Source organism: Kitasatospora putterlickiae, from assembly GCF_039527695.1.
GTDB lineage: Bacteria > Actinomycetota > Actinomycetes > Streptomycetales > Streptomycetaceae > Kitasatospora > Kitasatospora putterlickiae.
In genome coordinates this window covers 1-11,999 of sequence record NZ_BAAAKJ010000433.1, presented here as the reverse complement: position 1 = coordinate 11,999, position 11,999 = coordinate 1, and the positions used below count along the sequence as shown (strand labels likewise).

The window sequence follows — 11,999 nt, the reverse complement described above, 5'->3', positions numbered from 1 at the left end:
CGGCCGGCACCGTCGTCGCCTTCCACCCCGGCACCTTCCACCGGGGAACCGACCTGCGGGCCCCCGGCGGTGCCCGGTACAGCATGCAGCTCTGCTACCGCCGCGCCGCCGCGGAGTGGGGCCAGCGGCGGGGCTGGGCCGTTGCGAGTCACGAGCCCGACTGGTACCGCTTCGTCGGCCGTGCCACCCCGCGCCAGCTCGCCCTCTTCGGCTTCCCCCCGCCCGGGCACCCCTACTGGACGCCCAGGACGATCGCGGCGACGGCCCAGCGCTACCCGATGCTGGAGCTGGCCCCGTGGCGGGAGGCGGCGACCGTGGCATCCGCCTGAACCGGTGCGTCGGAGCGCCGCCGGCCCGCGTGCCGCTGGTCACCGGCCGTGCGGCGCAGGCGCCACCAGAGGGAGCGGCCGAGGAGGGCCGTGGAGGCGAGGGCCGACGGCTCCGGGTGCGCGGCCGGGTGCTGATGGCGCTGGCGGTCTTCCGGCGGGCGATGGCCCGGGTGCTGTGGCCGCTGACGGTACCGAATCCGTGCGGCGACCGTTCAGTCCGTGACGCGCTCGGTGCGCGATTGCCGTGCGCCCCGCAGCCGGTCCTGCTCGGCGGCCAGGGCGTCGGCCGCCCACACCGGTATCGGCCGCCCGAGCGCCGCCTCCCCCAGCGCCTTCGCCGGCGCGGTGTCGGCCTGCTTCCAGTCCTCCAGCTGCCGGACCAGGCTCCGTACGAAGACGTCGACGGCCCCGGCCGGGTCCTGCCCGTCCTGGCGGGCCTCCTGGGCGACCTCGCCGAGGACGTCCTCGTCCAGGTCCTCGAACGCCGCCTCCCACCGCGTGGCCACCAGCCGCTGATGGCCGGCCGGCACGCTCTGCAGCCCGTCGTCGACCGACTCCTGCGACCAGGGGAGCGGGGACCGCGGGGCCCGGTCGACGACGGCGAAGGCCCGGTCGGCGACGCCCGGCCCCAACCCGGCGCCACCGCGTCGAGGGTGGGGAGAGGAAGTGCTGCTCACCCCCGCTCCAACGCCGCCGGGCCCACGTTCGTCACCCTTGGGCCGCCGACCCGGCGGGGCGAGGCCGGCCGACCCCACCGACCGGAGCCGCCCGCTGGTCACCAGCACCGCCGAGTTCGCCGTCCTGCTGGTGCGCCAGGCCCTGGAGGAGGGACTGGTCGACGCCGACGCCGCCCCGGTCCTCGGCTGATCGGCGGTGCATCTTGTGAGGCGTCTTCTCGGACACCTTGTCAGGCGCCTTGCAGGGCACCTACCCGAGTGTCTCGTGAGCACCTGACGATTCGCCCCGGCACGGTATCACCCCAGGTCATAGCCCGTGTGGAGCGGTCCGGAAATGCCGACAGGACCAGGAGACCGAGCCGTTCCGGCGCCGCCGCCTGGTCTACGTGGCCTGCCTGCCCAACCACCTGCTGGAGGCCGTTGCCCGGACCGGGCAGGACGACGCGGACCGGTCGGCCTGTGCTTGACCTGAACCTTGGTTGATGTACGAGGGTGATGTCATCGAACGGCGAGACGAGGGGGTTTCCGATGACACGGCCCAGGATCCTGGTGACCGGTGCGACCGGAAGGGTCGGCGGCGCGGTGGTGGCCCAACTGCACGCGGCGGGCGTGCCCGTGCGGGCGCTGGTGAGAGGGGAGGCGGACTTCCCGGAGGGTGTGCAGGCGGTACGCGGCGATCTCGGTGATCCCGCGTCGCTGGACACGGCTCTGGAGGGCGTCGATTCGGTCTTCCTGGTGTGGCCGTTCCTGGGCGCCGAGGGTGCGCCGGATGTGATCGACGCGATCGGCAGGCACGTTCGGCGGGTGGTGTACCTGTCGTCCGCCGGGGTCGGGAGCGGGGAGAAGCCGGGCGAGGCGATCACCATGTTCCACACGGAGCTGGAGCGCTTGATCGAGGCGTCGGGCCTGGAGTGGACGGCGCTGAGGCCTACCGGGTTCGCGAGCAACACGCTGGGCTGGGCGGAGGAGATCCGTACTACCGGCGTGGTACGGGCGCCGCTGGCAAGGCTGGCCCGCCCGCTGATCCACGAGGCGGACCTGGCCGCGGTCGCCGTTCAGGCGTTGACGACCGATGTCCTGCTTGGCGTCCGCCCCCTGATCACCGGCCGCGAGCTGATCACCCAGGAACGGCAGGTGGCACTGATCGGCGAGGCGGTCGGGCGGCCGGTGCGGTTCGAGGAGATCGCACTGGAGGAGGCCGTCGAGCAGATGAAGGCCGCGGGCTACCCGGCAGAGTTGGTGGAGGCGGTGTTGCCGGCCCAGGCGGAGCTGCTCGACAATCCCGAGCCGGTCAACGATGCGGTGGAGCGCATCACGGGTACGCCGGCCCGGTCCTTCCGGGAGTGGGCGGTGGACCACGCGGCAGACTTCCGCTGAGCCCGTGCCCTATTCGGCGGGCCGAACCGGCGTGGCCGCACGGATCACCATCGTCGGCCACGGCCACGGCCGGTGCCCGGGCAGGGCGAATCCACAGGCAGGCCCGCCACGGGCTGCCGCCCCGCCCACCAGCGGCCCCCACGCGTGGAGGGCCGGCCCCGGTACGGTGCCGACCACCACTCGGGGCCGGCGCCTTCGGTTCGGTTCTTCCGGGTCCGCTACGGTCGCACCTGCCACGAAAGGTCCGCCTCGGCCCGAGCGAATTCGGCGTCGTACCGACCCGCGTCGAAGTGGAATTGCGGCAGAGGGTGGGGATCGGGGCCGAGCGGAGACTCCCGTGGCATCTCCCAGTCCGACCACCGCCAGAAGCGGTGACGTGCGCAGTCGCGTTGATGGGGTGCCAGATACAGGCGTGCGGAAGCCGTGTGTCCGCTGCGGGCCGCCGTGCAGCCAGGGCATGCCTGACCCTGGGCCGAGCAGGACGACGCGGACCGCGCGGCGGTGGTGTGGCTGCCGGTGGCCGACGCCCTGGCCGAGTGGCAGCGCGTGCACGACCACACCGACCACGCCGGCGCCGAGCGCTACGACCCCGACCACGACACCGCCCTCCAGCAGGCGCTGCGCGCCGAGCATCACCGCCGCGACATCGCCGACCGCGCCGCCGAGGCCGCCTGCCATGCCCGCCAGACCACCGATGCCGCCCACCGAGGCCTCACCGGGGCCGCCGCCCATCCCCTCTACACCGCCCTCGACCGCGCTGGCCTCTACACGCTGACCGACGACGACCACCAGGCCGTCCGCGACCTCACCTGATGGCTTGACGCCGCGACGCTGCGCCAGGTCATGAGCTGGCTGGAGCGCACCCGCGCCGCGGCCTGCGCTCTGCACGGCGTCGAACAGGCCCGGCCCGCCCGGCCCGTTGCGCGGCGTATTCGGCTCTGACGAGCCGCGAGGTTCCAGCAACCACGAGGTGGTTGGCACCTCGCGGCTTGCCCGCGGGGAGTGCGGGGCCGGGTCCGGCGAGGGCCTATAGGGCGCTCTGCAGGGCTCGCCTGGTCTGAGCCGGGCCCGAGGGAGTGGTGCTTGACCCTGGCGGCCTGTGAGAGGGGGACGCGGGTGAGGCCGGACCCGATGACAGGTCGGCTTCTCTGTGCCTACCCTGACTTCCGCCGTTCCGTGGTCAAGTTCATTTCATTTCATATGAGTTGTCGGGGGTTCAGGGGATGGGCGTGGTGCTGCCCGACTGGGCGGACAAGCTGCTGGACCTGATCGGGGTGTCCTGGCCGAACGTGGACGAGGACGACTACCGGAGGATGGCGGACGCCATGCGTGCGTTCGCCGATGACGTCGAGGATGGCACCGCCACCGCTCACCAGGGGATTCAGGCGCTCGTAGCCTCCTCCGGCGGCTCACGGGCCACCGCGGCACTCGATGCCCACTGGGGGATGGTCCGCGGTGAGCACCTGAAGAGCCTGGCCGAGTGCGGACGGCTCGCTGCCACCGCACTGGACGGCGTGGCGGTGGTCATCGAGGGGGCCAAGGCTGCGGCCCTGGTGCAACTGGACATTCTCGCGGTTGAGGTCGCCGCCGCCCAGGCTGCCGCCCCCTTCACCCTGGGGTTGTCGGAACTGGGTGCGCTGGGGGCTGCCGGGGCGACCCGGGCGGTCCTGCGGCGCCTGTTCAAGGAAGCCGCCCGGTACGCTGCCGAGCAGGTGGTGGGCATGGCACTCGCCCCGGTGGAACAGGCGCTAGGCGCGATGGCCGGCGATCTGGTAGTCCAACTCGGCGAGAACGCGGTGGGAAGTCGGCAGGGGATCGACCTGGGCCAGACCGCGAGGGTGGGCCGCAGTGGGCAGGACGCTGGGGGCGAGGGCACCGAGGGTCAGCTGACCCTCGCCAGTGCCGGAGGTGGCGGTGCCGGGGCCGGCGGGTCCTTCACCTTCGACCCGGGTGAGTACGACCGTGCGGCCGTGAGCCTAACGAGCGCCGGAGGCGTCTTCCGGGACCGCGCCGGAGGCAGGATTACCAGCGCCCGGAGCCATCACGGACGCACCCGGGGCAAAGACGCGATCGCGGATGCGGCGAATGCCGTCCTGGACAAGGTGATCAACGGCATCGAGACCGGACTCAAGAAGACAGCCGGACACCTCGACCAGAGCATGACCCGCGGTCTGCGGCAGATGGCCACGAACCACCGGAACAACGACCGCAGTCTCGCCGACCACATAGGTGGCCTCCACAAACCCGGTGCCCCGAACACTGTCGGCCCCGGGGCGGGCGGCGTTGTCCGCCCCGCCACAACGAGGACGGGCACCCCCGGAGGCAACGTATCGACCCCCCTGCGTGCAGGTGCGAGTGGCGGCGGCGCCGGGAGCGCCCGCCCGGCCAGCGGCCGCTGCACCGGCGGCGATCCGATCGACCTGATATCCGGCGAGATGCTACTCACCGAGGTCGACGTGGAACTGCCCGGCCTGCTGCCGCTGGTCGTTGCCCGCACGCACCTCTCCTCGTACCGTTGCGGGCAGTGGTTCGGCCGTTCCTGGGCCTCGACCATCGACCAGCGACTGGAGGCCGATGGGAACGGGCTCGTCCTCGCCACCGACGACGGCATGCTGCTGGTCTACCCGGTTCCCCTCCCCAACGAGCCCGTACTGCCGGACCACGGGCCGCGGCTGCCGCTGACCTGGGACGGCACCCCGGGCGGGGAGATCACGGTCACCGACCCGGCCACCGGCCGCATCCTGCACTTCGCTCCGGTCCCCGCGCCCGTGCCCGGCACCGCAGCCGCATCGCGGACGACGTTGCCACTGACCAGGGTGTCCGACCGCAACGGCCACCGCCTGGAGATCGACCGCACCGCGGACGGTACCCCGGTCGCCATCCGGCACAGCGGCGGCTACCGGATCGCCGTCGACACCGCCGACGGCCGAATCACCGCACTGCGGCTCCTGGACCGGGTCGACAACGTCCCACATGACACCGGAGGTACGGCGGGCGTCGTACTGCGCCGCTACGGGTACGACTGGCACGGAAACCTCGCCGAAGTCGTTGACGCACTGGGCCACCCCGCCCGATTCGGGTACGACGCCGAGGACCGCGTGATCGAGCGAACCGACCGCAACGGAAGCCGGTACCGCTGGGAGTACGACGGCACCGGCCGCTGCGTCCGGGGTGCCGGCCCGGACGGCTTCCTCTCCTGCACCGTCGCCTACGACCCCACCGCCCGCGTGAACCTGTACACCAACTCGCTGGGCCACACCACCGCCTACCACTACGACGAGCACTGGCAGCTCGCCGGCTGGACCGACGCTGCGGGCTACACCGTCCACCGGCTCTGGGCCGGCCCCGAGCGCCTCATCGCCGCCACCGACGCCCTGGGTCGTACCACTCGCTATGCCTACGACGACGCCGGGAACACCGTCTCCGTCGTCCGTGCCGACGGACACGAACTGCGTGCCACCTACAACGACCTCGGCCTGCCCGTCGAGATCGTCGAAGAGGACGGCGGCACTTGGCGATACACCTATGACGACCGGGGAAACCGGCTGTCGAGCACCGACCCGCTCGGCTCCGTCACCCACTACACGTACGACGCACAGGGCCACCCCACCGCGATCACCGACGCCCTTGGCCACACCCGCCACATCACCACCGACGCGTTCGGCTTGCCGCTGGGCCTCTCCGACGCCCTAGGTCACACCACCTCTGTCGAGCGCGACGCCCTCGGCCGCGTAAAGGCCCTCATCGGCGCCGACGGCCGGGTCGAACGGTTCGGCTGGACACCAGCGGGCAGGCCTGCCTGGCACGAACGGCCCGACGGCACGACCGCGACCTGGGAATGGGACCCCGAGGACAACCTCGTCGCCGCCACCGACCCAGCTGGGAACATCTCGCGCTTCACCTTTACCCACTTCCACCTCCCCACCTCCCGTACCGACCCCGACGGCCTGCGCCACGTCTTCCGCCACAACACCGAACTACGGCTCGCCGGCGTCACCGGCCCCGACGACCACACCTGGCAGTACACGTACGACGCGGTCGGTCGCCTAATCCGCGAGACCGACTTCACGGGCCGCACCATCGCCTACCGGCTCGACCCGACCGGGGCGCTGACCGCCCGCACCAACGGCGCCGGCGAGACGACGACCTACATCCGAGACGTCCTCGGACGCCCCGTCGCGGAACACTCCCCCGAAGGGGTCAGCACCTTCACCTACGACCTCGCCGGCTGCCTGCTGCGCTCCACCAACGCCGCCACCACGGTGGAGCACACCTACGACCTCCTCGGCCGCAAGCTGACTGAGACGATCAACGGCCGCACCACCACCTGGACGTACGACGCCATCGGCCGCCGCACCGAGCGCCGCACCCCCTCCGGCACCATCTCCGCCTGGAGCTACGACCCCGCAGGGCGCCCCACAGCCCTGAGCACCGGCGGCCACCAGACCGACTTCACCTTCGACGCCACCGGCCGCGAGATCCTGCGCACCCTTGGACCCGACCTCACCCTCCGCCACGACTGGGACGCCAATGGCCGCCTTTCAGCCCAGCACATCTCCCACCGCAGCGACCTGCTGCAACAGCGGAACTATGCCTATCGTCCCGACGGCTTCCTCAGCGGAATCCGGGACCTGACTGGCGGTAGCCGTCGCTTCGAACTCACCTCGGGCGGCCAGATTACCGCCGTTCACGGCACCCGTTGGAGCGAGTCCTACGCCTACGACCCGACAGGAAACCTCGTCCGCGCCGCCCACCCCGCCGCCGACCCGAGTACCCCCGTCCACCACTACGACGGCCGCCAACTGCGCCGCTCCGGGCGGACCAGCTACGAGTACGACGCCAATGGCCGCCTGATACGACGCCATACCCGGCTCCTCGACGGCCGGACCAGGTCCAGCACCTACACCTGGAGCAGCGACGACCGACTCACCAGCACTACCACCCCCGACGGTACCCGATGGACCTACACATACGACGCGGCCGGCCGGCGTACCGCCAAACGGCGGCTCGACGCAAGCGGCCGTATCGCAGAGGAGACCACGTTCAGCTGGGACGGCACCCGGCTGTCCGAGCAGACCACCTCCACCGGCGCCACGACCACCTGGGACTACCACTGCGGCACCCACCGCCCGTTGACCCAGCTCTACCGCCGTCCCGGAACCGATCCGAGCTTTCACCACATCGTCACAGACCTGTCCGGCGCGCCCGCAGAACTCGTTGCGCCGGACGGCACCGTCACACGGCGTGCCCCGAGCACCGTCTGGGGGCTGCCGCTTCCCGAGTCCACAGACGATCCGGACACCCAAGGCGGCGTCGAGACCGCGCGGAACGCCGATTGCCCGCTGCGCTTCCCCGGCCAGTACGCCGACGAGGAGACCGGCTGGTACTACAACTACTTCCGGTACTACGACCCACAGACCGCCCAATACCTTAGCCACGACCCGCTCGGCCTGGCCACAGCGCCCAACGACTACGCGTACGTCACCAACCCGTTCACCATCGCCGACCCGCTCGGCCTCATGCCATCCATCAACGGCCCGGGCGGCCGGTGGATGCGTGACCCCAACACGCCGGTCATCAACCACAACCGCGACACTGAATACCCCGGAAGCTATCGCCAGCCCACCCACGATGCGATGGCTACACAGTGGACAGAAGAGGGCGTCGCGCAGCGCGGAGTCCCCGTCTACCCGGCTGGGCACCCCAGCGCCGGCAGCCGGATCCCGCGGGACCAGCTGAACTGGTTCGACTCCAATGGCAATCCGATCCCCAGCGACCAGCTGACCTATGAGCACCTACACCCGGTCGTCGAGCACTGGAACCAGACTGGCTACAACAGTGACCGCGCCACCCGCAACGACTACTACAACGACACGAATAACATGGTGCCCATGACCCGAAGTCAGAACTCGTCGGGCGGCGGACGGATGACGGCAACCTACCGGCAGGATACCGGACCGAACTACAACTGCTCCTGACCCGCTCCGCCGGTTACCGGGAGACGCCGCAGCCGTGATCGACAGGAAGAGAGTTCAGCGGATGGACCTGACCCCGAATGTGGCCGCCCAACCCGGTGCTGCCCCCATCGCTGGCCTGCCCGACGCCTGGCACTGGTCCCGCGCGATCTTCAACATCGACGCCATCCTCACCCAGGACCGAGAACACCTGCTGGAGATGCGGGTCATGGGCCGCTACGACGCCGCTTTGGCGCAGGCCGTGCTCACCCTCGCACGCGAGCGCAGCACGGACATCACCGAAAGCGACCGGCCGCTTGTGGCCCTGGCCGGACTCGCCAGCCCTGACTGGACGTTCGACACCGTTGCCGCCGTCAGCCCAGACGTCCACGACAACCACGCCCAGGACGACACGGACCTGCACCGGGCGACCTGGACCCTCTTCCCCGGCCACAGCTGCGAGTTCTCGGGCACGGAGACCCAGGAGGAGGCCCGCCACCTGTTTCGCTTGGCGCTCCGGCCCACGAAACTGGACCGCGACCCCATTCCCTTCCTGCGGATGCGCTACCACAACACTCGCACCCGCAGCCACAGCGTCGGCCCCGACCGTGGCATCGCCCCCCTCTCCGTCCTGCTGAACGAACTGTCCCTTCTCGACGGCGCCCCCGGCAGCGTGGTCGAGTGGGAGAACCGGACAGGCGAGCTTCTGAAGGTCGAGGCCGCAACCGATCTCCTTCTCCTGCGCACCACCACCGGGGACCGGCCCATCACCGTCAACGACCTGCTCGCTCTCGCCGAACACTCCGTGTTCCACGCTGACGAGCCCGAGTAATTCACGGCGCTATCGCGGCCGAGATCCTCAAGCGGCACCTTCCCCCGAAGGACCCGGCCTAGTACTGCAACGAAACTCGGTAACGTTGCGTGTGTTCGCCTCGTTGAGTGTGTTCGTGCTGGAAGACATAACTGACGGATGGTCGGGCGATTTTGCTGACTTCACGGCGCGGTTCGCCGACCGCTTCGGTCGGGTGGAGCCCCGGCGGCGGATGGTGTCCTACCTGCGGGGACTGCTCGGCGAAGCCGAGCGGAAGAACGGCTGGACCCTGGCCGAGGCCGCCGACGATGGCCCGCAGGGGATGCAGCGCCTGCTGAACCACTACCAGTGGAACGCCGACGCGCTGCGCGACGATGTCCGTGATGCCGTTCTGGAGAACATCGGCGATCCCCATGATGGAGTTCTCATCCTCGACGAGACAGGGTTCCTGAAGAAAGGTGTCCGGTCGGCGGGCGTGACCCGCCAGTACTCGGGCACAGCGGGCCGGATCGAGAATTCCCAGGTGGCGGTGTTCCTGGCCTACGGATGCAATCGGGGCCGGGCGCTGATCGACCGGGAGCTGTATCTGCCGAAGGACTGGACCTCGAACCGTGAACGCTGCCGGGCGGCGGGCATCGGAGACGACGTCGAGTTCGCCACCAAACCCGATATCGGACTGCGGATGCTCAAACGTGCGGTGGAATCCGAAGTGCCGTTCGGCTGGGTGACAGCCGATGAACTCTACGGCCAGACCGGGCGCCTGCGGCTCTGGCTGGAGGAGAACGACATCCCCCATGTGCTCGCAGTTCCGAAATCCCAGATGGTCATGACCATGGAGTTTTTCGGTCAGGCCCGCGCGCACGAGCTGATCGGCCGCCTTCCGGACGAGGCGTGGCAACGCCTGAGCTGCGGCGACGGCGCCCACGGCCCGCGGGAGTACAACTGGGCCGCGGCCCCGATCCGGCCCTGGCGGCGCGAGGGATGGGACCATTGGCTGCTCGCCCGGCGAAGCATCTCCGATCCCACGGAAATCGCCTACTACATCTGCTTCTGCCCGACCGGGACCCCACTTGAAAAGCTCACGGAGATCGCGGGGGCGCGGTGGATGGTGGAGGAGTGCTTCCAGACCGCGAAGAACGAGGCTGGCCTCGACCATTACCAGGTCCGCGGCTACACCCCGTGGTACCGGCACGTCACCCTCTCGATGGCCGCTCTCGCTTTCCTCGCTATCCTGCGGGCCGAGACGAAAAAGGGGACGAGAAAATTCGAACTGATGAAGCCCTCGTGCCCGTCAGCATGAACGAGGCGCGACGGCTGTTCAACCGCGTCTCCTCTCCGATACGCCACGGAATCCGGCACGCACTCGCCTGGTCCCACTGGCGCAGAAAAGCCCAAGCCCGGGCACGCACCAGCCACTACAAGCGAAGAGGGCATGTCGAAGTGTCGTTGCAGTACTAAGCGGAGACAATGTGTCTCAGCAGGTGGGCATGGGCAAAGAGGTCCAGTCCCTGCTCTTCGCACCGCTGGTTGGCCGTGGTGAACATGTCCTTCCACGCCGACAAGGTCAGCGGCATCCCGCTCTCACCGAGCCAGAACATCGCGGGCTCCAGGCCCTGTTCGGTTTCGACCAGTAGCCTCCGACGCTCGCGCGGGCCGAGCAGCCGGACGTCGATCCTCTCGCTGCGATGGATACCGCTCGTGTACTGGGCCAGGTGCGGCCTCTGCGGATCGGCGATCACGATCGGCCGTCGGATCTTGCGGTAGCGGCCTGCATCGCGGGCCTCCTCGATGACGCACTGCCGGTCCTCGGCCGCGTAGGCCGTCAGGTCCCGCCGAACCGAGGCCGGCTCGTAGACCCATCGCGCGGAGTTCCGTTTCGCGATCGCCTTGGGCAGCCAGGACTTGCTGTAGCCGACCGGGCCGGGTCCGGTTGGCACTTCCGTGATCAGACGGCTGGCCTGCTCTTCCAGCCGCAGGCCGGTGCGGACCGTGGAGTCAGTGAAGGTCCCGTTGCGCGACGCCCACCGGCCGCGGAAGTTGTCCCGCGGGAGGCCCTCTCGGTCATAGCCGAGGACTCCCATGTCCCGCCATCGTCGGTAAGAAGGTGCGGGAAGCCACTCGACCACCTCGCCACCTGTGTCGTGAGCGTAAGCCGCCGGCACCGTCTCCCCAGTGCCCACCGACCTCGAGCGGCGCCTGCTCCCCTTCTGCTCCGCCTTCCCGTCCCACCGCGGCCGCTGCGGGATCGGCACCTCCGACACCCACTGCTTGCGCTTCGCGTAGACATAGAACTGCTGCAGATGGGAGACCTCTTGGCTCCATGTGTCCCCGTCGACCCGCGGCCCGCGGGGATCAAGGCGCCGCCAGTAATGGTAGGCCGCGTGATCGGCCTCGGTCGCGTCCCGCCAGTCCTTCTCGCCCCGGCTCTGATGCAGGAAGTTCAGCTTCCTGCAAAGGGCCGACGCCCGGGTGATCTGACTGTTCAGCGGGCCCTCCAAGAGGTTCACCCGATGGAAGTACGAGTTCAGGTCCGTGTCGTAGACGAAGCGCGGCGACAACAGGTACGGCGTGCCAGCCATCAGGAATGCCGAGGTCGTCGAGCCACAACTCCCACTCATGTGGGGAAAATTGCAGGTGCCAGGGCTGAGGCTCAGGCTGCGGCAGGTCCCGCGAGCTGTAATGGACTGACCAGGCTTTTTGTCTCAACACCCCCGGACCGTATAGCTCCCCGGTCACTGACCGAGCATCCACAAGAGCTGATGTGGACGGGCCACGCGAATGTTGGTGACATGGCCGGACCCTAGATGATTGATGCCAAGGGCTCGCTGGCGCGCATGACATGAAGCGAGGG

General features: G+C 69.7%; 9 protein-coding genes. 7 read left to right on the top strand and 2 right to left on the bottom strand.

Annotation, left to right across the window (positions count from 1 at the left end; translation table 11 throughout):
- Positions 1–329, top strand: a 329-nt coding sequence (locus tag ABD308_RS35540; RefSeq protein ID WP_344344184.1) for a hypothetical protein, incomplete at its 5' end; no start/stop codon positions are given.
- 212 nt (positions 330–541) lie between these two features.
- On the opposite strand, the gene ABD308_RS35535 is transcribed toward ABD308_RS35540, so the two are convergent.
- Positions 542–1,006 (bottom strand): hypothetical protein, encoded by a 465-nt coding sequence (locus ABD308_RS35535; RefSeq protein ID WP_344344182.1) that lies wholly within the window; start codon positions 1,004–1,006, stop codon positions 542–544.
- Positions 1,007–1,043: 37 nt separating this feature from the next.
- On the opposite strand from ABD308_RS35535, the gene ABD308_RS35530 reads away from it, so the two are divergent.
- The 6 genes from ABD308_RS35530 to ABD308_RS35505 all read left to right on the top strand — a co-directional run bounded on the left by ABD308_RS35530 (position 1,044) and on the right by ABD308_RS35505 (position 10,448).
- Positions 1,044–1,196 carry a hypothetical protein gene (locus ABD308_RS35530; protein WP_344344180.1) on the top strand — a complete coding sequence of 51 codons (153 nt, stop codon included), beginning with the start codon at positions 1,044–1,046 and terminating at the stop codon, positions 1,194–1,196.
- A 359-nt stretch (positions 1,197–1,555) separates the two neighbouring features.
- The gene (locus tag ABD308_RS35525) at positions 1,556–2,383 is read left to right on the top strand and encodes an NAD(P)H-binding protein (protein ID WP_344344178.1); all 828 of its coding nucleotides are present in this window, start codon (positions 1,556–1,558) and stop codon (positions 2,381–2,383) included.
- 501 nt (positions 2,384–2,884) lie between these two features.
- Complete coding sequence (locus ABD308_RS35520) at positions 2,885–3,196, top strand: hypothetical protein (RefSeq protein WP_344344177.1); 312 nt, start codon at positions 2,885–2,887, stop codon at positions 3,194–3,196.
- Between the two features lie 416 nt (positions 3,197–3,612).
- The gene (locus ABD308_RS35515; RefSeq protein WP_344344175.1) at positions 3,613–8,361 is read left to right on the top strand and encodes an RHS repeat-associated core domain-containing protein; all 4,749 of its coding nucleotides are present in this window, start codon (positions 3,613–3,615) and stop codon (positions 8,359–8,361) included.
- Between the two features lie 61 nt (positions 8,362–8,422).
- Entirely contained in the window at positions 8,423–9,169 is a 747-nt protein-coding gene (locus ABD308_RS35510; protein WP_344344173.1) for a hypothetical protein, read from the top strand.
- Positions 9,170–9,296: 127 nt separating this feature from the next.
- Entirely contained in the window at positions 9,297–10,448 is a 1,152-nt protein-coding gene (locus ABD308_RS35505) for an IS701 family transposase (protein WP_425554928.1), read from the top strand.
- Positions 10,449–10,602: 154 nt separating this feature from the next.
- Here the strand turns inward: ABD308_RS35505 and ABD308_RS35500 are convergent, their stop codons facing one another.
- Entirely contained in the window at positions 10,603–11,727 is a 1,125-nt protein-coding gene (locus ABD308_RS35500) for an integrase (protein WP_344344171.1), read from the bottom strand.
- Positions 11,728–11,999: the final 272 nt, after the last annotated feature.